Consider the following 26004-nt stretch of genomic DNA (forward strand, 5'->3'; position numbering starts at 1 on the left):
GATGCCTGAGTATTTGGTGAACGATCAGATCGTCGAGTCCGTCGCGGACGTCGTCACACTGAACAGCGGTCATGCCCCGGCCCAGTCGGCGGCGATGCTCGATGTCGTGATGGCCGAGACGATGGGCATGTCGATGTACAACGCCATCAGCCGACAGCAATCGTCGAGCATGGTCGGGTCGGCCGCGGTCACCTCGGCATGCGCCAAAATGCTGCAGACGCCTTTCCCGATCCTGCCGCCGCTGGTGCCGTATGTGGTTCCCCCATCGGGTCTGCAGCCATTGCCGGTACCCCCGGGCGGGCTGACCGATGCCGAGGCGATCGCGGTCGCGGGCGTCGATGCCGGCGCGGCGATCGATGTGCTCGCGGCCGAGGCCCAGAGCTCCGACGTCAACTCCGCCACGGCCGTGCTGAAGTCACTGGCGAAGCAGATCAATGCGGCGCTCGCCGCGCTCAACCCGCCCGCGCCGGCCCCATCCCCCGCACCGTCACCGACGCCCGCGCAGGCGAAGCGCAGCCGCCCCGCCAAGACACCGGCACCCGTGCGGACGCGCGCACGCGCCGCCAAATAGACAATAGCAGGAAGACATCATGGCTCAGGTCAATCCGCTCATCGTCGACATCCTCCAGCAGACGCAGACCGCCACGCTTACCCAGGGCGTGGTACTGACCAGCGGCGCGGGCAAGGCGTATCAGTCGGTCGCACAATCGACCGCGCTCGCCGTGCAGGACGCGGCCGATGCGTTGCGCAACGTGTCGACGATGGCGACCACCGCGGCGGGCGTCGCGCTCGCGCAGATCCTCGCGACAGGCAATGTCGAGCAATACAAGCCGACCCTCGACAGCGCGCAGTCGATCATGACGAACGCGATCGCGGACTTCAGCGCGATCGGCGCCGCCGCGGGGGAAATCCTGAAGACCTTCCCCGCCGGCCAGCACATCTGAAAGCGGTGATGCCATGACCGTCAAGATCGCCAACAAACCACTCAACGGCGCCTTCGGTCTGTCCGAGACCGGCCGTCGTGTGCTGGGGCTGATCGACGGCGGCCTGCAATGGCTCGATTATGCGATCGGCACGCCCGATGCGCATTATCATTTCCGCGACGAGAGCGCGCTGGTCGCCGCGGTGCAGCCCGGCCTCCACGCGACGCGCTACATTCTGATCGATGCGATCGGGCTGATGGTCGCGCCGGTCAAGCTGATGACGATGAACCCGGCCGAGCTGCAATTGCTCGCCCGCGCCGCGATCGGCGAGGTCAAGCCGGCCAATCCCGACCTGGTCAAGATGCTCGCGCGGCACAGCCTGGCCACGCAGAACGACTTGGCGGCGGTCGCGACCCTGCTCGACAATCTCGAGGTCGCGCCGGCACCCATGTTCCAGGCGATGGACCTGGACGACACTCTGGCACTGCTCGGTCTCGCCCGCAGCCCGTACATCACCGACCCGGGGACGCCCGATCTGCGCCTCGAAGCCGCCAGCTTCGCGGTGTCGCAGGCCTATTCGCCGCCCGAATTCGTCGATTATTTCCGCACTTTCATCGATCATATCGCCGTCGTCGGGGAACCCGGCGATACCCCGGCGGACCGCCGCGAGCGCGCGCTGCGGGCGGTCTACTCGATCGCGCCGCTGATGTTCCAAGCGCTCGATTGCCCTGAGGTTGCCGGACTGGTGTCGCCGCTCGAGGTCGAAGGGGCGATCATCGACTGGTTGATGAACGGCCGCCAGCTCGGCTTCCTGCGCGTGTCGCAGGGCGTGCAGCAGATCGTGGCCAATACCGGCTTCGCGAACGAGGAAGGCCTCGCCGCCCAATTGATCGTGCGCGATTATCTCGACCGCGCCCAGCAGCTGGTGCGACTGCAGGGGATCGGGCGCGGCGCGATGGGGCAGGACGGCGCGACCTGTCTGTTCCCGATCGTCGCTCCGACCCAGGAAGCCGTCATCCGGCTCGGCCCGACCGGCGTGATCACGCTCGCCCAGTTCGCCTGGCAACGCCCCTTGCGCGTGCAGGACACCGAGGGGCGCCCGGCCAGTCCTTCCCGGCCGGCCAAGCCAGCCTCGCCGGCAACGCCAAGGCCGGCATCGCGCGTCGCGTCGCGCACGGTGACGCGGCCCAAGGTCATCCGCCGGCGCAAAGGGAGCGTCAAGAAATGAGCGACAAGAAGCGCTGGCAAAAGGATATGCCGGACGATCCCGATCGGGACGGGCCGGTGACCGATCGCGCGCAGGCGCTGGCGATCGCGATGACCCAGGTCCACGCCGCGATGCGGCATGCCGACGGCGCGATGCGGCAGGCCGATGCGGCATTGGCCGGGGCCGACATGCGCGCTGCCTCGACGGCGATGCGCGAGACCGAACGGCTCGAACGCAAGTCCGTCGAACAGGCCCAGATCGAGGTCGAGCGCGCGATGGCGCGCGCCGGGCGCGCGGAGAATCGCGCCAGCGAAGCGGAGCGGGAGGCGGAATGACGTCCCGGCAGGCTCCGCGAATCGAATGAAGGAGTAGCGGCATGGCCTTTCCACCTGCCGGCGATGCCGCGCTCCAGGCGCTCGCGCACGTCGCCACCATGGCCACCGCGCAGTCGCAGGTGCCGATCGTCCTGGTCCCGCAGCATGATGCGGCGTTCGGCTGGGAAGCGGGTGCGATCCATCCGATGCAGGCGCTCGAGACGCAATATCAGTCGATCGTCCGCGACGCCGAGCGGCTCGGCAACGATCCCATCGAGAAACGCGCCTTCGAATCCGCCGCGCTCGCCGGTTTCTATTTCTTCCAGGCCGGTTCGCCCCGCCTGCTCGGGGTCGAGCGCGACCGGCCGTATCGCGGCCAGCGCTTTCCGCTGCCGAGCGACGCCTTGCGCCATGCCCGGGCCGAATTGAACGCGGCGAAGGACATGTACAATGCCGGGATTCCGGCGCCGTTGCTCGCGACCCGCGTCGCCGATGCCCGCGCGGCTGCGTGGCGGGTATGCGAGCCGTTCCTGCCGCCGGCCAATCCGGAACAGGTCAATGCCCCGTCGATCAACCAGGCATCGGCGCTGATCCAGGCTGCCGGCACCGCGCCCGCGGTGCTGACCAATATCGGCAACGCGCTGACCCTGCTCGAACGTGCCGTGGCGGGCGATGCCAGCGTGCAGATGTTCTACGTGATCGAGCCCTTCTATCTGTCGCGGTTACTCGTCGCCTATCGCGTCCGCTCCAACACGCCGGTAACCGAGGATGAAGTGGTCCTGGCGAGCAGCGCGCTGACCGGCATCCTCAATGCCCAGGCCTGGCTCTCCGCGTGGCTCGAGCGCGCGATGATCGATCTCGAATTCGCCATCAGCGAGGTCGATCCCAACCAGCATACGCGCTTCTTCCTCAAGGGCGGCCGCGCGCTCGCCTATTTGTTCGGCCAGCCGCAGAATGCGCGCAACGATTGGGACACGCAGATCCTGATCGACCCCAATCTGGCACCCGGCGACTGGTACGCGCTCTACTGTGACGTCTCGAACCAGGTGCTGCAAACTCTGGTGCGGATGAAGGACGAATTCTATTCGATCCTGTCGGCCAACGCCGCCGCGCTCCAGGCGCTGCCGGTGCCGCCGCCCGCGCCGCCCGATCCGTTCGCCGACGACGCGCCCGAGCCCCCGTGGGACAATGTCGACGAGGCGCCCGACGTGCCGCCGAGCTACGAGAATGCGTTCACCCGTGCGTGCAAAGCCGAGCTGATCGATGTCGGCATGCCGCGCCGCGACACGATCGAGCTGCGCGAGCAATGGGCGCAACTGCACAACAATATCATCCGTCCGACACTGGGCATGCCGATCCCCGGTTATGCTTATTATGTCGACGAATATGTCACGATGATCCGCGAATTCTTCGCCAGGGAATCGCGCGCGACAAGCAAGGCGCGCAAGCGGATCGAACGTCTGGCCGAGCTGCTCGATCGCGATGAGGCCGCCGTGGTCATTGTCCATGCGATGCAATCGATCCCGCTCACCATCTGGAACGTGGTGGCGCCGGTGCTGACCGCGTTCGTGGCGCAGCAATTACCACCCGCACAGGAGGCGTTGCGCTATGCCTTGATCGTGCTGCTCGACGAATTCGCGGTCGCCTATGAGATGCGCAGCGACCCCGGCCTCGCGCAGGAATTTGCGGCCTTCTTTGCCGAGTGGATGCCAAACGAAGAGGTGCTGGCCGACTATCCGCCCAATTTCCGCTTCACCCTGCCGGTCAATGCCGCGCCGATGGCCGATGCGATCGGGTTCGGTCAGTGGATGTCGGATCGGCTGCAGGCCAATTTCGCCGGTCGGGCGGCATTGATCGCGGCGCATCGCGACGCGATCGAAGCGTTGATCCGCACGGTCTACGACGCCTCGGTGTTCAACCAGCAAAGCGAATATGACGTGCAGCTCGCGATTGGCGGCAGCCTGGGGGCGAGGCTTCACGCCGAATATCAGAACGCCGTCAATGCCCAGCTTGAGCAAGTGGCGACGGTATCGATCGGGCTCTATTTCGAGGGCGCGCACATCAACGCGGCGACCGCGGTCGAACTGGTTGCGCCACTGGTACGCAATTATATCGCCGCGCAGCCGGCGCCGTTATTCTACCTCGACGAAACCGTGCCGGGGACTCTCAGGATCTTCTGGGCCGATCCGCAGACGATCGAACCATTCGGCCCCTATCATCCACTGGCGATCGAGATCGTTGCCAAGCGCGTGCGCGAGCGGCCGTTGCTGAGCTTCATCTGGGGCCTGCCAGTGCTCGGCCTACGGGACCTGATCGTCGAGTATCAGAGCCGCGCGGCGCATATCGTCGAATATGCCCGGCGCAGAGAGCTTCGGCATACCGCCGCAGCGCTGACCGAGATGCTGATGACCGCGCGCGCCTAGCGCACGGGCTTGCGGGGCCGTTTTCGGTGTCGCCAATCAAATGTCGGCGACCGGATCGACGGCGATGCCGGCGGCCTTCCGTTCCGAGTAACGATCGACCAATTGCCCCGCGTGCGGACGCAGTAGAATGGTGAAGCGGACCAGTTCCTCCATCACGTCGACGATGCGATCGTAATAACTGGACGGTCTCATCCGGCCGGCCTCGTCGAACTCCTTATACGCCATCGCGACCGAGGATTGGTTGGGGATGGTGTACATCCGCATCCATCGCCCCAATAGCCGCATCGTGTTGACCGCGTTGAACGATTGCGATCCGCCGGACACCTGCATCACCGCGAGGGTACGCCCCTGGGTAGGGCGCATGCCCTTCGACTCGAGCGGCAGATGATCGATCTGCGCTTTCATCAGGCCAGTGATCTGGCCGTGGCGTTCGGGGCTGCACCAGACATGGCCTTCCGACCATATCGACAAGTCGCGGAGCTCGTTGACCGCGGGATGATCGTCGCCGGGTATCTGATCGGGCAGGGGGAGATCGGAAGGGTCGAAAATCCGGATTTCCGCGCCGAAAAACTGGAGAAGCCGCGCCGCCTCTTCCACCGCGAGGCGCGAAAATGAGCGTTCTCGCAGCGAGCCATAGAGCAAGAGAATACGCGGTGGCGGCTGATCGTCGCCAAGCCCGAGCCCAGGTCGTGGCATCGCGAAGGTCGGATCGAGCGCGGGGAGGTGATGGGGATCAGGCAGAATGCGGACGTGGCTCATTTGAGCTCCTTGACGAAAGAGGCGGCGCTGGAAGGGCCAGACGCAAGAAATCTTGGTGTCGTTGAGCAAGGCGCGAAAACGTGACGCCGTTCACGAAGTCTCGTGCGACGGCCCCGCGAAGAGCACGCTGCCCACGAAGAGGGCCGCGATCGCGCCGGCCAGTTGCGCTGCGATGAACCCCGGAACATAGGCCGGGGCAATTCCGGCGAAACTGTCGCTCAGCGACCGGGCGACGGTGATCGCCGGATTGGCGAAGCTGGTCGAGGAAGTGAACCAGTAAGCAGCGCTAATATAAAGCGCCACGCTTGTGGAAACGGCAGTCGGCCGCATCCGCACGGTCCCCAGGATCGTCAGGATGAGCCCGAACGTGGCGATTGCTTCGCCCGTCAGTTGGCCCGGTCCGGCACGGGCCTTCGTCGACAGTTCGAGGATGGGCAGGTCGAACATCAGGTGCGCGACCCACACACCCAGGATACCGCCGCCAAGCTGAGCCGCGACAAAGGCCATTGCCACACGGCTACTGATCTCGCCGCGCAATCGGATGACCAAGGTTACGGCCGGATTGAAGTGCGCTCCCGAGACCGGCCCGAGCATTGTGATGAGCACGAAGAGGATGGCGCCGGTCGCGATCGTGTTGCCGAGCAGCGCGATCGCGACGTTCCCGCCCGCGAGCCGTTCGCCCATGATGCCGGAGCCGATGACTGTCGCGAACAGAAGAAAGCTGCCGAGTGCTTCGGCGAGAATAGCCCGCCGCGTCACGACGAGTGAATGCGGTGGCCGGCGGCGTTGACGACCAGTTCGCCGTCTTCCTTGGCGAAGGGGCCGCGCTGCGGTGCCGGCAGGATGTCGAGAACGACCTCGGAAGGACGGCACAGGCGCACGCCAAGCGGCGACACCACGAGCGGGCGGTTGATCAGGATCGGATGGTCCATCATCGCGTCGATCAAGGCGTCGTCCGACAGGCTCTCGTCGCCAAGACCGAGTTCGGCATAAGGTGTGCCCTTCTCGCGCAACACTTGGCGAGGCGTCAGTCCGGCGCGCTCGATCAGTTGCGACAGCAGTGCGCGCGAGGGGGGCGTCTTGAGATATTCGATGACGTGCGGCTCGATGCCGGCGTTGCGGATCATCGCCAGCGTGTTGCGCGACGTGCCGCAGTCGGGATTGTGGTAGATGATGATGTCGGTCACGATCTCACCTCGCAAAATGTCGATAGGTTCAGTGCTTATGTCGTGCCCGCGGTGCCGCAGCGGCCGCGCAGGAGCGTGTCGGCGAGCGACGCGCAGATTTCCGGCGATCCGCCGCAGCAATCTTCCATCAGATATTCCAGCAGCGCCGTCATGGCCTCGTATCGCGCCGAATAGATGACCGACCGTCCGTCGCGGACGCTGTCGATCAGGCCGGCATGGCTGAGGATGGTCAGATTGGCTGAAAGAGTGTTGGGCGGCACGTCCAGCCGGCGGGCGATCTCACCGGCTGGAATGCCCTCATGTCCCGCCTGCACCAGCATACGGAACACGGACAAACGGCCCTGATGCGCGAGGGCGGAGAGGGCCATCACGGCGGTCTTCATTTCCATATTTCCGCGATATAGGAAATAACGCGAAATAGGAAGGCAGAATGTGCCGGTCGGGTGAAAAGCACAAAAAAGGCGGCCTCCTTCCGGAAGCCGCCTTTCCCCTTTTATCCTGACCTTGCGATCAGAACTTCGCGCTGAGCTCGAAGCCCCAGGTGCGCGGCGCGTTAAGATTGCCGTAGTCCCCAAGGATGCCGCCATAGTTGGTCGAAACCAGCGTGGTCCCGTTATAGTTGAGGACCGGCGTCGAGTTCGCTGCCGAGCGGCGATAGACATAGGTGTGGTCGAGCAGGTTGCGCGCCCACACGGACAGCGTGACCTTGTTGCTCGCGTTGATCGCGATGTCGGTCAGCGCCAGTCGGCCGTTGACGACGAAGCTCGGATCGGTCTTCGTCGGCTCGAGCTGGAAGCTGTACTGGCTGCTCGCATAATTGGCGTCGAGATGGAGGCTGATCGCCGTGTCGCCCTTGCCGATCGGTACCGAATAATCGATCGAGCCCGACGCCGCGTTCTTCGGCGTGTAGACGATGTAGAGCTGCTGCGGCAGACCGCCGGTGATCGAGTTCACCGCGCTCGGCGCCTTCCAATAGGTATAGGCATAGGAGGCGGCGAGGGTCAGCCCGGCGACCGGCCGTACCGTCAGATCTGCTTCGATGCCGCGGATCTTGCTCGTACCCGCATTCTGGGTCTGCTCGATATGCGAGCCGTTGGTCGGGCTGCTGCCGTTGGTATCGAACAGATCGAAGTCGAACTGCGTATTTTTGCGGTCCATGATGTAGCCGGCCAGGTTCAAGCGAACCCGGTGGTCGAGGAACTCCATCTTCGCACCGACTTCATACGACTTGACCGATTCCGGGCCGAAGGCGTTGAAACTCTGCGACCGATCGTTGGCGCCGCCGGCGCGGAAGCCGGTCGAATATTTGGCGTAGAGATGAACGTCCTTGGTCGCATCGAACGCCAGGTTGAACATCGGATCGAAGCGGCTGATGTCGTTCGAGAAGGTGAACGCCTGGGGCGCATTGTTGACCACGTACAAGCGGCCACGGCGCTTGTCCTTGGTCCAGCGGCCACCAGCGGTAAAGTGCAGGAAGTCAGCGCCTTGCGGCGTGTAGGTCAGATTGCCGAACACCGAATAATTGTGATCATAGGCTTCGCTGGCACGCGTGATGAACTGGCAGCTGTTGGCGAACTGCGGCACGGTGGCGGCAAGCGTATTGTTGCACGACGCGGCATAGGGCTGATAACCCGAATTGGCCCCCGTCACCGTTCCGGTGACGATCGGACTGCGGATCGTATAGGCTGTGCCGTCGGCGTTCCACTGATTAGTCAGCGGGGTAGCCGCATATTCGGTCGCGTGTTCGGTGAAATAATAGGCGCCGACGACATAATCGAAGCCGTTGGAGCTGCCGACCGCCTGGAATTCCTGGCTGAACTGGTGCTGCTGCAGGAACGACAGGCTGTAGCGGCTGAACGTCCCGGTCGTGTTGAGCGCCGTGGGATTGGCCGTGTTCAAGACGAACGGTGAGAAGGAGCTGCGCTCCGGGCCGCCCGAATTGTCCCACTGATCGGTCTTCACACCGCGCCAGGCGGTGATCGAGCGCAATTCCAGCCACGGCGCGACGTTATACTTCAGGTTCGCCGAAACGCCGTGAGTGATGTCGACGCTCGGCTGCTGCGGCACGCCGACATCGGCAACGGTCTGGCGCTCCGGATGCACGCCGACGAGCGGCGCCTTGGGGGCGATACAGGCGGGCTTCCCCGCCGCGGCCTGGGCTGCGGTGATGGTGCCGCCGCAAGCGATCGGCGCGGCCGCGCCCGTACCCGGAATGAAAAGCGACGTCCCGAGCACACCGGTCTGCGGATTGGTATAGGTGCCGACGGTGTAGTGGTTCGGATTGTAGTTCAGCAGCTGGCTGAAGTTCGGCGTATTCTCGTCCTTGGCGTAATCGTACGCGATGTCGGCAGTGAAACCCTCGAACGGGGTCCAGCGCGCCGCGGCGCGGCCGCCCTTGCGATCGTAGAAATTCCAGCCGGTGGAGCCGGCGAGCGGATCCTTCACGGTCGGATCCTGGTGCTGGTAGACGCCATCGAGCTTGATCGCGATGTTGTAGAAGGCCGGCAGGTCGAGATGGATTTCGCCGGTGCGGCTGCCATAATTGCCCACGCCGCCTTCGATACGGCCGCCGAGTTCGCCGGTCGGCGCCTTGGTCACCAGCGACAGCGCGCCGCCCTCGGTATTGCGGCCGAACAGCGTACCCTGCGGGCCCTTGAGCACTTCGATCCGCTCGATGTCGAACAGAGCGGCGTTGAGGCCCTGCGTCTTCCCGAGCGCGACGCCGTCGATATAGACGCTGACGCCACCGTCACGCGCAGTCTGGTTCTGGTCGTAAGGGACGATGCCGCGGATGCCGATGGTCAGCGCCGACTGGCGCGCTTCGAACGTGGCGACGCGCAGCGACGGCACCGAGCCGTCGGCCAGGTTGAACAGGCTGAGGACGTGGCGTTCGGTCAGCGCCTGGCTGTCGAGCACGCTGATCGAGATCGGCGTCTTCTGAAGGTTGGTCGTGCGCTTCGTCGCGGTGACGACGATGTCGGCCAGGCCGTCGTTGTTGGCGGTCTGGTCGGAAGGCGCTGCGGCGGCGTCCTGCGGCGCGGCGGCGGGAGTCGCCGCCGGCGCCTTCGGGTCTTCGGCGGCAAAAGCCGGCGTAGCGGTAACCGCGATCAGCGCGCTGGCCAGCAGCGTGCTCCGCAAGGTCGAGATCCCCATTTAAATAGCTCCACAGGATGATGCGGCGGCTGTGTGCCGTCCGTCCGTTCACGACGATCGTTCAGCGAGTCGGTGATTCCCGCCCGCCACATCGTCGCGTTGGCCCCTATGGGTGGATTGCGTCGGCGCAGTTGCACTTGCGTGACTCAGTCGTGGCTGTTTGATGAAAGTCTTGTGACGGTCCCGGACTGGGAACACGTGATTGGGAGCACGCACGCTGCTCTAATTATCTTTGGTTGCGTCGTTTTTCGGGGAAAATCCGGCGCCCGCTTTCCGCGCGATGCTCGAAAATGTCACGACGCCCAGCCCCAGGGGCGTTCGCGGAACCACTTGGTTATGACATATTTGGTGCCCGCGCGGACCTTCATGCCCTGATGGATGGTGCTCGGATTGGGGCTGCCGTCAGGGCGCAGATTATTCCAGCAGAGCAATTTGCCGGTCTCGGGCTGGACGATCTTGTCGATGGTCTTGAACCGCGTCGCGCCGCCGGCATCGGGTTCGTTCAGATAGATCATCGCGGTCCAGGTGCGGTTGCCGGCGACCGAGGTGAAGGTGTGGAAATCGACACCGCCTGGCTCGAAATAATCGGTGTGCGCCTTGAACTCCTGGCCCACCGCATAACGCTGACCCTGGATCGGTTCGCCATGCGTGGGGTCGAGGCCGATGAAATCGATAATCAGCCGTTCGAGCTCGGCGACGATCGGAATCGCCGCGTCGAGGTCGCAGGTTTCGCTCGTCCGAAAAGCGGAGTCGCCATTGTAATCGGAAACCGTCGAAGGTCGCCGCTGCGTATCGATCAACGCGATCAACGCCTGACACAGATCGGGCGTGACGAAGCCGCGCCGCTGGAACAGGGTGAGCTTGGGGCTGGGGGTGCGCTGCACGCCCGGCTGGGCCATGATATGGGCGATGACGGGCTCGGACGGGTGACCGGAACCGAGATTGACCGGAGAAGAAACATCGGCGGACGACATGATGCCGAGCCTAACCAAATCATCCGGCGTCGTCAGCCTTGACCTGCACCGGTCGGTGCCGCTAGGGGCGCGCGTTCTACGGCGATCGTAGTTCAATTGGTTAGAGCGTCGGCTTGTGATGCCGGATGTTGCGGGTTCAAGTCCCGTCGGTCGCCCCATTATTCCAGCCATTTCGCGCCCACGGCGCATTCGGGCTGGCCATCGCCGCTCTAGAAGAATATTACGCGGCCTCGTAATTTTCTTTGCCACGCCGGAGCCAGCATGACTTCCGTTTGGGACCTTCCCGATTTCGACGACCATGAGGGCGTCCACCTGTTTCGCGACCCTGCAGCGGGGCTGACCGCGATCATTGCGGTGCATTCGACCCATCTCGGCCCGGCGGCGGGCGGGGTGCGCTTCTGGCATTATGCCGATGCCAATCGCGCGATCACCGACTCGCTCAGGCTGTCGCGCGGGATGAGCTATAAGAATGCCATGGCGGGCCTACCGCTGGGTGGCGGCAAAGGCGTCGTCCTGGCATCGACGCCGGGCGAGGCGATCAGCCCAGCCCAGCTCGAGGCATTCGGCGCCGCGGTCGAGTCGCTCGGCGGCCGCTATGTGACGGCCGAGGATGTCGGCATGTCCGAAGCGAGCATGAAAATCATCGCGACGCGCACCAAGCACGTGTCGGGCCTGCCGGTCGCGGCGGGTGGCGCCGGCGGCGATCCGGGTCCGTTCACCGCGAGCGGCGTCTATCAAGGAGTCCGGGCGGCGGCGAAGCGTGGGCTGGGCGTCGATTCGATGGCCGGCGTGCATGTCGCGATCCAGGGAGTCGGCAGTGTCGGCGGCGGACTGGCGCGGTTGCTGGCGGCGGACGACGCGAAGCTGACCCTGGCGGACGTCAATGGCGACAAGGCGAAGGCGTTGGCCGCCGAGCTTGGCGCCGCGACGGTGCCAACCGAAGAGATATTGGCGCTGGAGGCGGATATCGTCAGCCCCAACGCGCTGGGCGCGATCCTGACCGCCGAGACGATCGCGGCGCTCAACACCAAGGTGATCGCGGGCGGGGCCAACAACCAGCTCGCGACGCGCGAGGACGGCTCGCGGCTCCACGGGCGCGGCGTGCTCTATGCGCCCGATTACGTGATCAATGCCGGCGGCATCATCAATGTCGGCCTCGAATATCTCGGCCAGGGCGACCGCGCCGAGGTCGAGGCGCGCATCGCGCGGATTCCGGAGCGCCTGATCGAAGTGTGGGACGAAAGCGACCGCACCGGCCAGCCGGCCTCGGACGTGGCCGACGCGATCGCGCGGCGGCTGATCGGGCGGGGGTAAGCGCGCCACCCGGCTATTTGGCGGACGGCTTCTTCGCCTCGAACAGAATGGCGGCCTTCATTTTTTCTCCGTCACCCCAGCGAAAGCTGGGGTCTTTTCGTGATCGCGCGTGCTTGCGGCACGAGGCCCCAGCTTTCGCTGGGGCGACGGCTCTCTTTGGCGGTTGATCGGGCGGGGTAAGGCGAAGTCGCGCAAGGTGGCGTGCGGTTAGTCAATCCGTCTCAACTCTTAAGTGACACCGCGCACATCTTGTCCTATTCGCCTCGGCCATCGTGGCCAGCCTTCATGCCCTTGCGAATCCCGCGCGTTTCCTGCGTCTGGCGCGTCCGCTGACGCCGGCCTTCTTGCTGTCGGGCGTGCTGCTGACCGTGTTCGGCTGCTGGGCCGGGCTGACCCAGACGCCGGCCGATTATCTGCAGGGCGACAGCGTACGGATCCTCTATATCCACGTGCCGACCGCGTGGCTCGGCATGGGCGGGTGGAGCGGGATCGCGATCGCCAGCCTGTCCTATCTCGTCTGGCGGCATCCGCTGGCGCGCATCGCCGCGCGCGCAATCGCCTTGCCGGGCGCGGTGTTCGCGTTCCTGTGCCTCGCCACCGGATCGATCTGGGGACGGCCGACCTGGGGCACGTGGTGGGAATGGGATGGGCGGCTGACCAGCATGTTGCTGCTGTTCTTCGTTTATCTCGCCTACATGGCGCTGGCCCGTGCCGATGCCGATCGCGGCGGCGACGGGCGGCTGCCGGCAATCTATGGCATCGCCGGCACCGTGCTGTTGCCGATCATCCGCTATTCGGTGGTGTGGTGGAACACGCTGCATCAGGGCGAGAGCATCGGGCTGACCAGCTCGACGATCGATTCCTCGATGCTGTGGCCGCTCTGGTTCACGCTGTCGGGCTTCACGTTCCTGTTCGCGGGCATCGTGCTGATGCGGATGCGCGCGATGCTGGCGCGCGAGCGGCGCGAGGCGCGGATGCGGAGGATGGCGGCATGAACCAGTGGCTGTTCGTCGCGGCGGCGTATGGCCTCACGCTCGGCGCGACAATCGCGCTGCTCGGGTGGAGCTATGTCGCGATGCGTGCCGCGGAGCGCGAGCGCACGTGAAGCCAAAACATCAACGATTGTGGCTCGCGGGGCTGGCGGTCCTGGCGATTGCGGGGGCAAGCGGGCTCGCTTTGTCGGGTCTGAAGGACCAGGCGTCGTTCTTCTACGCGCCGTCCGACGTCAAGAAGCAGGGGTTGCCGCTGGGCAAGGCCGTGCGGCTCGGCGGTCTGGTCGAGGCCGGGTCGATCAAGCGCGCCGCCGACGGCGTGACGCTCGACTTCGTCGTCACCGATGGCGCCGCCACTACGCCGGTGAGCTTCAAGGGAATCGTGCCCGATCTGTTTCGCGAGAAATCGGGCGTCGTCGCCGAGGGGCAATTCCAGCCCGACGGCAGCTTCGTCGCGACCAACTTGCTCGCCAAGCATGACGAGAAATATCAGCCGCCCGAAATGGCCGGCAAGCTGCACGAGACGAGGTCGCTCAAGCAATGATCGCCGAGGGGGGACTGGCCGCGTTGTGGCTCGCCGCCGTCATGGCGGTGTTGCAGCTCGTGCTGGCGTCGAGCGCCGTGCTCGGCGGCCGCGCGGAAATGGCGCGCGCCGTACGCCCGGTGGCGATCGCGCAAGGACTGCTGACCGGGCTCGCGATGTTGTGCCTGATCCTGGTGTTCGTCCAGTCCGACATGTCGGTGCTGCTGGTCGCCGAGAACAGCCATTCGCTCAAGCCGATGATCTACAAGATCGCCGGCGCCTGGGGGAATCACGAAGGGTCGATGCTGCTCTGGGTGACGATCCTGGGGCTGGCCGGTGCGGCGGTGGCGATCTTCGAGCGGCGGCTCGACCAACGGACGCTCAACGCGACGATCGGCGCGCAGGCACTGATCGCGATGGGGTTCTACGCCTTCCTGCTGTTCGCCTCGAACCCGTTCGCGCGGCTGTTTCCGTCGCCCCCCGACGGCAACGGCCTCAACCCGTTGCTTCAGGATCCCGGCTTGGCGTTCCATCCGCCGACCTTGTACGTCGGCTATGTCGGCATCTCGGTCGCCTTTTCGTTCGCGGTCGGCGCGCTGGTCACGCGCGATGTCGGTCCGGCCTTTGCCCGCGCGATGCGTCCCTGGGTGCTCGGTGCCTGGATCTTCCTGACGATCGGCATCACCGCGGGGAGCTATTGGGCCTATTATGAGCTCGGCTGGGGCGGCTGGTGGTTCTGGGATCCGGTCGAGAATGCCAGCCTGATGCCGTGGCTGGCAGCAACCGCCTTGCTCCATTCGGTGTCGGTCCTGGCGACGCGCGATGGCTTGCGCGCCTGGACGATCATGTTGGCGGTAGTCGCCTTTTCGATGAGCATGATCGGGACGTTCCTGGTCCGCTCGGGTATCCTGACCAGCGTCCACGCCTTTGCCGTCGACCCGAAGCGCGGCGCGTTCCTGCTGGCGTTGCTGGCGATCTATATCGGCGGTGCGCTGGTGCTGTTCGCCGCGCGGATCGGCACCGTCCGGCAGGGTAACACCTTTGCTTTGGTCAGCCGCGAGGGCGCGCTGGTGGTCAACAACCTGCTCCTGTCGGTGATCCTGGGGATCGTGCTGATCGGCACGCTCTATCCGCTCGCCGCGGCGGGCTGGGGCGTGCAATTGTCGGTCGGCAAGCCGTTTTTCGACAAGACCGCGGGGCCGGTCGCGCTGGCGCTGGCCGTGTTCATCGCGATCGGGCCGCTGTTGCGCTGGCGGCGCGACGAGCCGCAGGCACTGCTCAAACGCGTGACCTGGCCGGTCGCGGCGTCGTGCGCTGCGCTGATCGTGCTGGTGCCATTCGCCTGGGGTGCGGGACTCCTGCCGCTGGCGGCGCTGGTGCTGGCCGCGGGGCTCGCGGTAGCGAGCGTCGCGCCGTTATGGGGGCGCAACTTACGTCGCACCCCGCTCTTCACCTGGGGCATGGTGGTCGCGCATCTGGGCGTCGCGGTCAGTCTGGCCGGAATGGCGAGCGACAGCGCCTTCACCAAGGAGACCCTGGCGGTGTTGCGCCAGGGCGAGACGCGGTCAGTCGGGCCGTATCTGGTGACGATGACCGGTATCCGTCCGGTGGTCGGACCGAATTGGTCGGCGATCGCCGCCGATCTCAGCATTCGCCGCGGCGAGGGCGCACCGTTCATGCTGTCGCCGGAGTCGCGCTTCTTTGCCAGCCCGCCGACATCGACCAGCGAAAGCGCGATCGCGACGCGGCTTGATGGCCAGCTCTACACGGTGCTCGGTCAGCCCGACGGTAAAGGCGGATGGCAGGTCCGCTTGTGGTGGAAGCCGTTCGTTACCCTGATCTGGCTGGGTGGGGGCCTGATCGGCCTGGGCGGCGTCTTGTCGTTCTTCGGTCGGATCCGGCGCCGCAAGCGCGCAGTTTACGAAGACTATGAGGAGGAGGTGGCGTGAGGCGCGTGCTGCTCTGGCTGCCGCTCGTGCTGTTCGCGGCGTTGTTCGGGCTGGTCGCGCTCGGCCTGTTCAAGCCGGCGGACCGTACCGTTCGCTCGGCGATGGTCGACAAGCCGCTGCCCGATTTCGCGCTGCCCGCAATGCTACCGGCCAAGCCGGGGGTCGCGCGCACCAGCTTCGGCGGCGGCAAGCCGCGCCTGATCAATGTCTTCGCCAGCTGGTGCGTGCCGTGCATCGCCGAGGCACCGGAGCTGATGAAGCTGAAAGCGGCCGGTGTGGCGATCGACGGTGTGGCGATCAACGACACGCCCGAGGCGGTGCAGAAATTTCTCGATCGCAACGGCGATCCCTATCAGCGGATCGGCAACGACAAGGCCAGCCAGGTGCAGATCGCCCTGGGATCGTCGGGCGTGCCGGAGACCTTCCTGGTCGACGGGCGCGGGCGGATCGTGCGGCAATATGTCAGCAATTTGCAGCCGGATCAGGTCGACGACATTCTCAAGACGTGGCGGGGGATGCGATGAGTCTCTCCAACCGTCATGCCGGCCTTGTGCCGGCATCCACCGCGCCACTATCCCAGGGGCGGGAGGCCGAGTCCGACGGCGAGATCCTCCCATCTGGGATTGTCGCGCTCGATAAGGTTCTTCTTGAAGTCGCGCGGCTACTTCTTGATCCGCTTCTCGGCGGCGATCACGACCTCCATCGTGTCGGCCGTGTCGAACCAGACGAGGCGTTTGACACCGTATCGCTTGGTGAAACCCTCGAAGATCCCGTCGCGATGCTGCATGACCCTGCCGATAAGGTTCGACGTCACGCCGATATACAGCGTGCCGTTGAAACCGCTGGCCATGATGTAAACGCAGGGATCGCGCTCTCGCATGGCCGTGAATCTGCGGCACGGTGGATGCCGGGACAAGCCCGGCATGACGATGGAGGAGAGCGATCCGAGATGATATTGGCTCTTCTGATCGCCACACCGGCGCTCGCCCAATTGGCGCCGCTCGCCGACACCCAGCTCAGCGACCCCGCGCAGGAGGCGCAGGCCAAGGCGCTGATGGGGACGATCCGCTGCGTCGAATGCCAAGGGCAATCGATCGCCGACAGCAATGCCGACATCGCCGCCAATATGCGCTCGCTGATCCGGCAACGGATCAAGAGCGGCGAGAGTCCGGAGCAGGTGCGTGCCTGGCTGATCCAGCGTTATGGCGATTATATCAGCTATGACCCGCCACTGGGCGGCGCGACCTGGCCGCTCTGGGCGGCGCCGTTCGTGCTGCTCGCGATCGGAATCGCGATCGCGCGGTCGAGCTTCAGGAGGAAGCGCTGATGGGCTGGATCATGCTCGCGCTGATCGGGCTGACCACGGCGGCATTGCTTGCCGTGTTGCGCCTGCCGCGGATGCTGTGGCCGCTGGCCGGTGCCGCGCTGATGCTGGGCGCGGCCGGTTATGCCTGGCAGGGGCAGCCCGACCTCGCGGCGCAACCCGTGGCGGCCGATGCGGTCAAGTTGCCGCCGAGCGAAGCCTATAAGAGGCTGCGCGATACCTTCTTCGGCCGCTTCGGTGGCGAGTCGATGTATTTCGGGATTTCGGACGTCGCGCTGGCCAATGGCGATCCCGACTTCGCCGCGCGCGCGCTGACCGGCGGGGTCGATTATGCCCCGCGGAATGCGGCGATGTGGAGCGAACTCGGCAACGTCATCGCGCTGCACGATCGCGGCGTGGTGTCGCCCGCGGCGCTGCTCGCCTATCGCCGCGCGATGATGCTGTCACCGCAGAATCCGGGGCCGCCCTTGTTCCTCGGCCTGGCCTATATTCGCGCCGGTGAATTCGCCAAGGCGCGACCGCTATGGAAGCACGCGCTGGATCTGACCCCCAAGAATGCCAGCTATCGCGACGAGATCGTGCGGCGGCTGGCCTTGCTTGACATGCTGCTCGCCGAAATCGCCCGCGAGCAATCCGCCCAACGCTGAGCGCGCGGGGCGGATCGTCAAAGCGGGCTTGTTCGCCCGATCAGGCGTGCCAGGCCTCGAACGGAAGGTCGAGCGCTTCGGCCACCGCTTCGTGCGTGATCTTGCCCTTATAGACGTTGAGGCCGTTGGCGAGGTGTGGGTCCGCCTTCATCGCCCCTTCCGCGCCGAGCTTGGCGAGCTTGAGCGCGAAGGGCAGGGTGGCGTTGTTGAGCGCGAACGCGCTGGTCCGCGCGACCGCGCCGGGCATGTTGGCGACGCAATAATGGATCACGCCGTCGACCTCGAACACCGGATCCTCATGCGTCGTGGCATGGCTGGTCTCGAAGCAGCCACCCTGGTCGATCGCGATGTCGACCAGCACCGAGCCGCGCTTCATCGTCTTGACCATGTCGCGCGTGACGAGCTTGGGCGCCGCCGCCCCGGGGACCAGCACCGCGCCGATCACCAGATGCGCGTTGCGGACGGCCTGTGCGATCGCCGCCTTCGACGCGTACTGCGTCTTGATCTGGCTCGAGAAGAACATGTCGAGCTCGGCCAGGCGGTCATTGTTGATGTCGTAGATGGTAACGTCGGCGCGCATGCCGACCGCCATTTGCGCGGCATTGATGCCCGACACGCCGCCACCGAGGATCGCGACCTTGGCCGGCGCCACGCCCGGAACACCACCGAGCAGCACACCGCGGCCGCCCTGTTCCTTTTCGAGATAATGCGCGCCGACCTGGATCGACATGCGGCCGGCGACCTCAGACATCGGCTTCAGGAGCGGCAGGCCGCCGCGCGCCGCGGTGACGGTCTCGTAAGCGATGCAGGTGGCGCCCGACTTCATCAGGCCCTCGGCCTGCGGCTTGTCGGCGGCGAGGTGGAGATAGGTGAAGAGGACGTGGCGAGGCTCGAGCATTGCCACTTCCTGCGGCTGCGGCTCCTTGACCTTCACGATCATGTCCGATTCGGCGAACACGGTCTTGGCGTCGGGCACGATCCGCGCGCCGGCGTCGATATAGGCCTGGTCCTCGAAATCGATGCCCATGCCGGCCTTGGTCTCGACGATCACCTCGTGGCCGGCGGCGTGGAGCTCGGCGACCGACGACGGGGTCAGGCCGACGCGATATTCGTGATTCTTGATTTCCTTGGGGACACCGACTCGCATGCGAACTCTCCTGAAAGGGGTTGTCATGCAAATAGCGCCGAAAAGCCGAGAGAGGTTCGCAATTTTTTTGACAGATGCGGCCCCTGGCAGGATATGTTTGCGTGATTATATACCTGTGAGAGAAAAATGCTCGACCATCTCGATCGCAAGATCCTCAAACAACTCGTCGTCAATTCGGACCTGACAAGTGCGGAACTCGGCGAGGCGGTAGGCCTGTCGGGAAGCGCGGCGCATCGCCGCGTCGGCAGCTTGTGCGACCGCGGGCTGATCGCTGGGTTTCGCGCGGTGCTGTCGCATGAGGCGCGGGGGCACCCCGCGGTGGTCATGGTCAACGTCACGCTCCGCGACCAGCGGCAGGAGACGATGGCGGCATTCGAGGCAGAGATTAAAGAATGTCCGGAAGTACGCGATTGTTTCCTGATGAGCGGCGAGGCCGACTACATGCTCCATGTCGAGGTGACGCGCGACGACAGTTTCGAGCGGATCCACCGCGAGACGCTGTCGCGCCTGCCGGGCGTGACGCGGCTGGCGTCGCATTTCGTCATTCGCGAGGTTATCCGTCGCCCGTGAGCGGCCGGCTGACCCATAACGAGCCAGCGCATCCAATGCGTCGTTGCGGGCGTTCCTGTGCAATGCTAGGGCGCCGCCACCGTAAACAGGGGCTTCATACGGTCATCATGACCTTTCGTGCGAACGCGCGGCGACTGCCGTGAGCGCAGCCACTCCTTCCATCGCAGTAACCGACGGGCACGCCGATGACGCGCACGCCGGGCACGCGCATGCGCATGGCAATGACGGGCTGATCAAGCTCGCCGTCGGCGCGATCGGCATCGTGTTCGGCGATATCGGCACCAGCCCGCTTTATGCCTTCCGCGAGACCTTCGCCGGGCATCACAAGCTCAGCCTCGATCATGCCCACATCATGGGCGTCACCAGCCTGATGTTCTGGTCGATGATGGTGGTGGTGACGATCAAGTACGTCGCGATCATCATGCGCGCCGACAATAAGGGCGAGGGGGGCAGCCTGGCGCTGCTCGCGCTCATTTCCAGCAAGGCGCAGACCAAGAGATGGACCGCGGGGATCGTCCTGCTCGGCGTATTCGCGACCTCGCTCTTCTATGGCGACTCGATGATCACCCCGGCGGTGTCGGTGCTGTCGGCGGTCGAGGGCCTTGCGGTGGCGCAGCCCGGCATGGCGCATTTCGTGCTGCCGATCGCGATCGCGATCCTGATTTTCCTGTTCGCGATCCAGCAGAGCGGCACGGCGCGGGTGGGGCTGTTCTTTGGCCCGATCATGCTGTTCTATTTCCTGACGATCGCGCTGCTCGGCGCGCTCAGCATCGCCGAGACGCCCGAAGTGTTGTGGGCATTCTCACCGACTTATGCGGTCGAATTCTTCCTGCTCGATCCCGTCCGCGCGTTCCTCGCGCTGGGGTCGGTGGTGCTGGCGGTGACCGGTGCAGAGGCGCTCTATGCCGATATGGGGCATTTCGGACGCAAGCCGATCGGCATGTCGTGGCTGTGTTTCGTGCTCCCGGCGCTGATCCTCAATTATATGGGGCAGGCGGCGCTGCTGACGCGCGACGGGACGCAGGCACTGGAAAGTCCGTTCTATCTGCTCGCGCCGGTCTGGCTGCAGCTACCGCTGGTCATCCTGGCCACCGCCGCCGCCGTGATCGCGTCGCAGGCGGTGATCTCGGGCGCCTTCTCGGTGACGCAGCAGGCGATCCAGCTCGGTTTCGTGCCCCGCCTCAGGATCGAGCATACCAGCGCGGCGACGGCCGGACAGATCTATATCCCGCTGATCAACTGGATGCTGATGACGATGGTCATCATCCTGGTGCTGTTCTTCCGCACCTCCTCCAACCTGACCAGCGCGTATGGCATCGCCGTCACCGGCGCGATGACGATCGATACCTGCCTGTTGGCGGTCGTGTTGTTCCGCTTGTGGAATTGGCCGAAATGGGCGGCGATCCCGCTGCTCGGGCTCTTCTTCCTGGTCGACGGCGCCTATCTGACTGCCAACCTCACCAAGATCCCGGACGGCGGCTGGTTCCCACTCCTGGTCGGGCTGATCGTCTTCACCATCCTCACGACCTGGGCCAAGGGGCGGCAGCTGATGATGGCGCGGCTGCGCGAGGCGGCGATGCCGATCAAGGTGTTCATCTCGTCGGCCGCCACTTCGGCGACGCGCGTGCCCGGCACTGCAGTGTTCATGACTTCGACGGCCGATGGCGTGCCGCACGCGCTGCTCCACAACCTCAAGCACAACAAGGTGCTGCACGAGCGCATCATCCTGCTGACGGTGAAGATCGCCGACGTGCCGTTCGTGCGTCAGGCCGAGCGGGTGAAGCTCGATCATCTCGGACACGGCTTCCACCGCCTGGTGCTGCGCTATGGCTTCATGGAGGAGCCCGACGTGCCAGCGGCATTGGCGTTGGTCACCGGCTGCGGCGACAAGTTCAAGATGATGGACACCAGCTTCTTCCTCGCGCGGCAGACATTGCTGCCGTCGAGCAAGCCCGGCATGGCGATCTGGCGCGAAAAGCTGTTCGCCTGGATGCTCCGCAACGCCGAAAGCGCGATGGAATTCTTCCGCCTGCCGACCAATCGCGTGGTCGAGGTGGGGAGCCAGGTCGAGATCTGAGCGGCTTAATGACCGCGCCGGCGCCCGCGCCGATCATCGTCACGGCGGTGATCGGACGCGAGGACCAGGCGTGGCTCGACGCGCAGCGCCGCGCGCATTTTCCGCCCGAGCGCAATCTGCTCCCCGCCCATCTGACGATGTTCCACCATCTGCCGCCGTCGCTGGCGGACGAAGTGCGGCAGCGGCTGGGCGAGCTGGCGCGGGAAGGGGCGCCGGCCGCGCGGATCGCCGGACCGATCTCGCTCGGCCGCGGCGTTGCCTATCGCATCGACTCCGCCGAACTGGAGGACCGCCGTGCCTGGCTTGCCGATCTTTGGGCCGACCTGCTGACGCCGCAGGACCGCACGCCGTGGCGCCCGCATGTCACGATCCAGAACAAGGTCGAGCCGAGCGAGGCGAGGGCGTTGCTCGACCGGCTCAAGGCCGACTTCCGACCCCGGTCGCTCGAGATCGCGGGTTTCGCCAGCTGGTATTATCGCGGCGGACCCTGGGAAAAGCTCTCTCGCCACATGGTCGCTTGACCGCGTCGGGAGCGCTACTTATAGGCCGCCGCTCGCGGCAACGCGGGCCTTTCGGGGCGGAGTAGCTCAGCTGGTTAGAGCACGGGAATCATAATCCTGGGGTCGGGGGTTCAAGTCCCTCCTCCGCTACCACCTGGACAGTCCGGGAGGACGTCCGGCGGGCCTTGGGGCCCTTTTCCATGACGATGGCGTGGCGTTCTGGTGCTTGTTCGCCGGCCGCGATGCGGAGCACCGCGGCGAGGCTGCCGAGGACCTCGACCCGCGCGCCGTTGGGGGCGGCCGGGTCGTCGTCGATCGTCACGCGCTCGATCAGGCTGCGGATCACCGGCACGAAGCGTGCGGCGCGATCTCCCTTGACGATGGCGCTGCCGATCATGTCGATGCGGCGCTTGTATTGCGCGACGATCTGCGGGTGGAGGATGATCGGGGCCAGCGCCTGGTGCTCGGCGAGTTGCGCCTCGGCAATCGCCAGCAATTCGCGGCGCCTGGCCAGCTCGGGCTTGAACACGTCCATGTCCATGCCGTCGGCCATCGCGGTGACCAGGCGCGCGATCGCGGACTGCTGATCGGCGACGGCCTGTTCGGCGGCGCGCAGCCCGCCCGCCATGGCGCGGCGTTGTTCGGCACGCTTGTCGTGATAGCGCTTGACGACCGCGGCAAGGACATCGGGGGCGAGCAGCTGATCCTGCAACCCGGCCAGCACGCGCCGCTCGAGGTCGGCGGTGGCGATGCGGCGGCGGTTGTCGCACGTGCCCGTCTCGCGCAGGTTGCGGCACGCCCAGCGATCCTTGCTGGCGACCGAATAGCTGCCCCCGCAGCGCGCGCAGGTGACCAGTCCCGACAGCATGTGGCGCGGGCGGACCTGGCGGTTGAACGGGATATGCGACCGCGCCTCGCGGCGGCGCTGGATTTCCAGCCAGTCGGCCTCGGCGACGATGCGGAGATGCTCGGCGATTTCCTCGACGCGGTCCTCGAGCTTGTTGACCCGGCTGATGCGGCGGCGCGTCTCGGGGTCCTTGACCATGCGGACGCGGTTGTAATGGATGCGGCCGGCATAGGCCGGGTTGTGCAGGATGCCGTTTGCCCGGCCGCGCGAGCCGTTGATCGTCGATGCCGACCATTGCCCGCCCCTGGGCCCCGGCAGGCCCTCGCGGTTGAAGCGCTTGGCGATCGCCTTGGCGCTGTCGCCAGCCAGCGACTCGGCGAACACGCGCCTGATCACTGCGGCCTCCGCCTCGACGATCACGCGGTGGCCGCGCTCGACACTGCCGTCCGCGTGGAGCACCGGCGCCGGCCGATAGCCGTAGCACAGCCCGCCCGGCACGCGTCCGCGCGACACCGCGCCGCGCTGGCCGCGTCGGATCTTGCTGGCCAGTTCCTTGACGAACAGCGCGTTCATCGTGCCGAGCATGCCGACGTGGAGCTCGGTCACTTCGCTTTCGCTGATCGTGCACAGCCGGACGTCGGCGAATTGCAGCCGCTGGAAGATATGCGCGGTGTCGGCCTGGTTGCGCGACACGCGGTCGAGCGCCTCGGCTAGCACGACGTCGAACGCGCGGGCGTCGGCGGCGGCGAGCAGGGCATTGAGCCCGGGGCGGTTGTTGGTGGTGCCGGAAATGGCGAGGTCGGAATAGACCTCTACGACCTGCCAGCCCTGGCGCTCGGCATGATCACGGCAGACGCGAAGCTGATCCTCGGCCGATCGCGCGTTCTGCAGGTCGGTGGAGAAGCGGGCGTAGATCGCGACGCGCGGGGCTGATTTGGGCGGCATGCGGAACGGCTCCATGGCGTTTCGACTCGGCCGCATGATCCTCGGCGGCCATGTCCTCGGCAATGGCTAGCGCGAGATCGAGGATCAGGTCACCCGATAACGACGGAGGCGCAAAGGCGAAGGTCACGCGGCGGCGCCGAACAATGGGCCGGCGGGCTGGCTGCGTTGGCGGACGGACTGGGGAAGCGCTGGCGACGACGGCGCGCGGCGCGCGGCAGCGATGCGCGCGCGGATTGCCAGGGTGGTGGTGTGGCAGAAGACGATCTGCGGAGTGTCGATCCTCGGCGAGACCGGATCGAAATGCCAGGCGATCGCGGCGATGGCATCGCGGGTGTGGTGGATGGCGAGGTCACCTGGTGCGCGCGTGGCCCGGTCGGCGGCGCGGTGGAAGGTCTCGGCCAGGTCGGCGCGGATCGCGGGCCAGTCGGCGGCGGGGGCGTCGATCGGCGCGCGGGTTGTGACGGCGCGCCAGACGGCGGCGACGATCGCCATACGCTCGACGCGGGGGTCATCGGCGGGGAGTACGCCGGCGCGATCGGCGTGGAGGCGCGCGGCGACCTTGGCGAGATCGGACCAATCGCTGTGGCCTGCCGGCGCCTCATGCTGCATGGGGCGCTCCGAGTGTTGCGAGGGCGGCGCGCACTTCCAGATGGAAGCAATCATGCTGGTCCTCGTCGAAGAAAGCGGCCTGCAATTCCTCCACCAAGGCAAGCGCGCATTTGCCGTCGACTTCCAGTTCCTCGCCAGCGCACGAATCAAGGAACTCGGCAGCTTCGTTGATCGCTGCGATCTGGCGAACGTCTAGCCCCCGTACATCCCCCTGCGCGGTGGCGGGTTCGGCGCGAACGGCGTCAATGATCGCCAGCAATTCGCTGGACAGCGGCTCGGACGCATGTTCGGCGGCATCTTCAAGGTTGAGCAACCGCGCCCGCACGTCCGCGCCCAGCCCTTCAACGGTGGTCATTTCCGCGATCGCAAGTTCATCACATGCGCAGCCGACGAAGATCACCATCCGCGTTTCGTCCGGAAAGCTTCTTCGCCCGTCGAATAGCACCACGGGTGACTCGTACTGATCGAGATGGTCGATCGTTCCCAGCCCGAATTCGGGGTGGCTGACGCGATCACCGGCTTTTAAACTGGGCGCGCTGTCTGTCGCGATCATGGTCAATGACGCCGCCATCTCCACCACCAGCCACGACGGCAGCAGGCACGGCTTGCCGTCGCGGATCTGCGTCGCGAGGCCGGCGATATAGGCGGCACGCTGCGGTTCGCGGGTGGCAATGGCGGTCAGTGCCTCGGCGATCGCCTGGCGGGCGGGCGCGGTGGCGTCGGGCTCGGCGGCCATCACAGCCACCCCGCGAGCAGGGCGCGGGCGCCCTGGGCGATGAACATCAGCGCCATCGCCGCGACCACGCCGAGCGTCACGCGGTCGACGATCACCTCGGCGAGCGACGGCAGGTCGGGCTGGCGCAGGCGGCAAGGGCGGATCGGGGTCAGCGCCGGCGCATCGGCCGGGCGCTCGCGCGGCGGGAGGTCGAGCGCGGTCATTGCCGTCCCCAACTGATCTCTGTCCAGAACAGAAGGAGCGACCGTATGCGCAGGCCATCGCAGGGCCCTTGATACCCCCAATTACGCATCGGTGCGGCGCGTCCGTGCCAAGCGATGTAGACGAAGTAGCGTCCGAGCCCGACGATGTGATTCGCCATCACGCGGCCACCAGGAGAGGGAGCAATTGCAGGTCGACGCAGCGGTGATTGCCGGCGTCGACGCGGCGCACGGTCGTCGTGTGCCCCTTGAGCGACAGGAAATGCGCGAAGGCGTGGCGGGTCGGCATGCGGGTGTCGTCGACGCCGCGGGCACGGAGGAAGCCGGCGAAGTCGCGATAGAGGTCGGCGGTCGGGGTCGGCAATTGGTCGCCGACCGATCTGGTGACGCGCTCGCCATACCAGCGGCCGAGCGGATCGTCGGGCAGGCTGGCATCGCTCAGCTGGTCGAGCTCGACCGTGCGGGTCAGCTGGGGGCGGCCGATGCCCTGGACGAGGCGGCGCCCGTCGCGCTCGGTGCGGATGATCTTGACGCGGCGATCGCCGAGCAACGCCTCGCTGCCGGGATAGGGAAAGTCTGCGGATGCCTTGAGCATGATGCCCTCCGTTGGTTCAACGGGAGCGGTGGATAATGAGAAATATCCAATGCGTCAACTACGACATTGGAAAAGTCTGCGACGAGGTT

The 26004-nt window shown here is 65.8% G+C and carries 27 protein-coding genes, 2 tRNA genes and 1 pseudogene; 17 read left to right on the forward strand and 13 right to left on the reverse strand.

From position 1 onward, the window contains the following. Position 1 precedes the first annotated feature (1 nt). From AC1DSD_RS16645 to AC1DSD_RS16665, 5 genes are read left to right on the forward strand one after another with little or no spacing between them, the layout of a single operon-like run. Positions 2-571, forward strand: a complete 570-nt coding sequence (locus AC1DSD_RS16645) for a RebB family R body protein (protein ID WP_478031663.1) — start codon at positions 2-4, stop codon at positions 569-571. A 19-nt stretch (positions 572-590) separates the two neighbouring features. Further along, complete coding sequence (locus AC1DSD_RS16650; RefSeq protein ID WP_478031665.1) at positions 591-944, forward strand: hypothetical protein; 354 nt, start codon at positions 591-593, stop codon at positions 942-944. A 13-nt stretch (positions 945-957) separates the two neighbouring features. After that, positions 958-2151, forward strand: a complete 1194-nt coding sequence (locus AC1DSD_RS16655; RefSeq protein ID WP_478031666.1) for a hypothetical protein — start codon at positions 958-960, stop codon at positions 2149-2151. Further along, entirely contained in the window at positions 2148-2465 is a 318-nt protein-coding gene (locus tag AC1DSD_RS16660; protein WP_478031667.1) for a hypothetical protein, read from the forward strand. Before AC1DSD_RS16655 ends, AC1DSD_RS16660 begins: the two co-directional genes overlap by 4 nt. 41 nt (positions 2466-2506) lie before the next feature. Further along, positions 2507-4867, forward strand: coding sequence for a hypothetical protein (locus AC1DSD_RS16665; protein WP_478031668.1), 2361 nt, complete (start codon positions 2507-2509; stop codon positions 4865-4867). A gap of 36 nt (positions 4868-4903) precedes the next feature. On the opposite strand, the gene arsH is transcribed toward AC1DSD_RS16665, so the two are convergent. The 6 genes from arsH to AC1DSD_RS16695 form a co-directional block, all read right to left on the reverse strand. Next, on the reverse strand, positions 4904-5626 hold the full coding sequence (gene arsH, locus AC1DSD_RS16670; protein ID WP_478031669.1) for an arsenical resistance protein ArsH: 723 nt from the start codon (positions 5624-5626) through the stop codon (positions 4904-4906). A 90-nt stretch (positions 5627-5716) separates the two neighbouring features. Next, positions 5717-6385, reverse strand: a complete 669-nt coding sequence (locus AC1DSD_RS16675; protein ID WP_478031670.1) for an aquaporin — start codon at positions 6383-6385, stop codon at positions 5717-5719. Continuing rightward, positions 6382-6813: an arsenate reductase (glutaredoxin) gene (arsC, locus tag AC1DSD_RS16680; protein WP_478031671.1), complete on the reverse strand. Its 432-nt coding sequence runs from the start codon at positions 6811-6813 to the stop codon at positions 6382-6384. The genes AC1DSD_RS16675 and arsC overlap by 4 nt, the downstream gene beginning before the upstream one ends. Before the next feature lie 35 nt (positions 6814-6848). After that, positions 6849-7196 (reverse strand): ArsR/SmtB family transcription factor, encoded by a 348-nt coding sequence (locus tag AC1DSD_RS16685; protein ID WP_478031672.1) that lies wholly within the window; start codon positions 7194-7196, stop codon positions 6849-6851. A gap of 127 nt (positions 7197-7323) precedes the next feature. Continuing rightward, a complete protein-coding gene (locus AC1DSD_RS16690) occupies positions 7324-9966 on the reverse strand; it encodes a TonB-dependent receptor (protein ID WP_478031674.1) in 2643 nt (880 codons plus the stop codon). Positions 9967-10259: 293 nt separating this feature from the next. Beyond that, positions 10260-10940: a prolyl hydroxylase family protein gene (locus AC1DSD_RS16695; protein ID WP_478031675.1), complete on the reverse strand. Its 681-nt coding sequence runs from the start codon at positions 10938-10940 to the stop codon at positions 10260-10262. An 81-nt stretch (positions 10941-11021) separates the two neighbouring features. Between AC1DSD_RS16695 and AC1DSD_RS16700 the strand changes: the two genes are divergently transcribed. The 6 genes from AC1DSD_RS16700 (at position 11022) to AC1DSD_RS16725 (ending at position 16242) form a co-directional block, all read left to right on the forward strand. Further along, positions 11022-11098 (forward strand) — tRNA-His (locus AC1DSD_RS16700). Between the two features lie 103 nt (positions 11099-11201). Next, positions 11202-12254 (forward strand): Leu/Phe/Val dehydrogenase, encoded by a 1053-nt coding sequence (locus tag AC1DSD_RS16705; RefSeq protein ID WP_478031676.1) that lies wholly within the window; start codon positions 11202-11204, stop codon positions 12252-12254. 272 nt (positions 12255-12526) lie between these two features. After that, positions 12527-13249, forward strand: coding sequence for a heme ABC transporter permease CcmC (gene ccmC / locus AC1DSD_RS16710; RefSeq protein ID WP_478031677.1), 723 nt, complete (start codon positions 12527-12529; stop codon positions 13247-13249). 106 nt (positions 13250-13355) lie between these two features. After that, positions 13356-13790: a cytochrome c maturation protein CcmE gene (gene ccmE, locus AC1DSD_RS16715; protein ID WP_478031678.1), complete on the forward strand. Its 435-nt coding sequence runs from the start codon at positions 13356-13358 to the stop codon at positions 13788-13790. Further along, positions 13787-15718 carry a heme lyase CcmF/NrfE family subunit gene (locus AC1DSD_RS16720; protein ID WP_478031679.1) on the forward strand — a complete coding sequence of 644 codons (1932 nt, stop codon included), beginning with the start codon at positions 13787-13789 and terminating at the stop codon, positions 15716-15718. The genes ccmE and AC1DSD_RS16720 overlap by 4 nt, the downstream gene beginning before the upstream one ends. After that, positions 15715-16242: a redoxin family protein gene (locus tag AC1DSD_RS16725; protein ID WP_478031680.1), complete on the forward strand. Its 528-nt coding sequence runs from the start codon at positions 15715-15717 to the stop codon at positions 16240-16242. The genes AC1DSD_RS16720 and AC1DSD_RS16725 overlap by 4 nt, the downstream gene beginning before the upstream one ends. 47 nt (positions 16243-16289) lie before the next feature. Here the strand turns inward: AC1DSD_RS16725 and AC1DSD_RS16730 are convergent. After that, positions 16290-16598, reverse strand: a pseudogene (locus tag AC1DSD_RS16730) (GIY-YIG nuclease family protein). A gap of 69 nt (positions 16599-16667) precedes the next feature. On the opposite strand from AC1DSD_RS16730, the gene AC1DSD_RS16735 reads away from it, so the two are divergent. Together AC1DSD_RS16735 and AC1DSD_RS16740 are read left to right on the forward strand one after the other, a co-directional pair. Then, positions 16668-17045, forward strand: coding sequence for a cytochrome c-type biogenesis protein (locus AC1DSD_RS16735; protein WP_478031682.1), 378 nt, complete (start codon positions 16668-16670; stop codon positions 17043-17045). Then, positions 17045-17689, forward strand: coding sequence for a tetratricopeptide repeat protein (locus AC1DSD_RS16740; RefSeq protein ID WP_478031683.1), 645 nt, complete (start codon positions 17045-17047; stop codon positions 17687-17689). Before AC1DSD_RS16735 ends, AC1DSD_RS16740 begins: the two co-directional genes overlap by 1 nt. A gap of 40 nt (positions 17690-17729) precedes the next feature. Here the strand turns inward: AC1DSD_RS16740 and ald are convergent, their stop codons facing one another. Next, the gene (gene ald / locus AC1DSD_RS16745) at positions 17730-18836 is read right to left on the reverse strand and encodes an alanine dehydrogenase (RefSeq protein ID WP_478031684.1); all 1107 of its coding nucleotides are present in this window, start codon (positions 18834-18836) and stop codon (positions 17730-17732) included. Between the two features lie 126 nt (positions 18837-18962). On the opposite strand from ald, the gene AC1DSD_RS16750 reads away from it, so the two are divergent. The 4 genes from AC1DSD_RS16750 to AC1DSD_RS16765 all read left to right on the forward strand — a co-directional run bounded on the left by AC1DSD_RS16750 (position 18963) and on the right by AC1DSD_RS16765 (position 22136). Beyond that, the gene (locus tag AC1DSD_RS16750) at positions 18963-19406 is read left to right on the forward strand and encodes an Lrp/AsnC family transcriptional regulator (RefSeq protein WP_478031685.1); all 444 of its coding nucleotides are present in this window, start codon (positions 18963-18965) and stop codon (positions 19404-19406) included. Positions 19407-19545: 139 nt separating this feature from the next. Then, positions 19546-21483 carry a potassium transporter Kup gene (locus tag AC1DSD_RS16755; protein WP_478031686.1) on the forward strand — a complete coding sequence of 646 codons (1938 nt, stop codon included), beginning with the start codon at positions 19546-19548 and terminating at the stop codon, positions 21481-21483. An 8-nt stretch (positions 21484-21491) separates the two neighbouring features. Further along, positions 21492-22004 (forward strand): 2'-5' RNA ligase family protein, encoded by a 513-nt coding sequence (locus AC1DSD_RS16760; RefSeq protein ID WP_478031687.1) that lies wholly within the window; start codon positions 21492-21494, stop codon positions 22002-22004. 55 nt (positions 22005-22059) lie between these two features. Next, a tRNA-Met gene (locus AC1DSD_RS16765) sits at positions 22060-22136 on the forward strand. On the opposite strand, the gene AC1DSD_RS16770 is transcribed toward AC1DSD_RS16765, so the two are convergent. The 5 genes from AC1DSD_RS16770 to AC1DSD_RS16790 form a co-directional block, all read right to left on the reverse strand. Beyond that, entirely contained in the window at positions 22093-23811 is a 1719-nt protein-coding gene (locus AC1DSD_RS16770) for a recombinase family protein (RefSeq protein WP_478031828.1), read from the reverse strand. The two genes, AC1DSD_RS16765 and AC1DSD_RS16770, sit on opposite strands and share 44 nt — an antisense overlap. Before the next feature lie 87 nt (positions 23812-23898). Further along, positions 23899-24384 (reverse strand): hypothetical protein, encoded by a 486-nt coding sequence (locus tag AC1DSD_RS16775; protein ID WP_478031688.1) that lies wholly within the window; start codon positions 24382-24384, stop codon positions 23899-23901. After that, a complete protein-coding gene (locus tag AC1DSD_RS16780; RefSeq protein WP_478031690.1) occupies positions 24374-25120 on the reverse strand; it encodes a hypothetical protein in 747 nt (248 codons plus the stop codon). Before AC1DSD_RS16780 ends, AC1DSD_RS16775 begins: the two co-directional genes overlap by 11 nt. Further along, complete coding sequence (locus AC1DSD_RS16785) at positions 25120-25335, reverse strand: hypothetical protein (RefSeq protein ID WP_478031692.1); 216 nt, start codon at positions 25333-25335, stop codon at positions 25120-25122. Before AC1DSD_RS16785 ends, AC1DSD_RS16780 begins: the two co-directional genes overlap by 1 nt. Before the next feature lie 145 nt (positions 25336-25480). Next, positions 25481-25915, reverse strand: a complete 435-nt coding sequence (locus tag AC1DSD_RS16790; RefSeq protein WP_478031693.1) for a hypothetical protein — start codon at positions 25913-25915, stop codon at positions 25481-25483. Between the last annotated feature and the right edge of the window lie 89 nt (positions 25916-26004).

It is taken from the genome of Sphingomonas sp. P4_D12 (genome assembly GCF_056401895.1).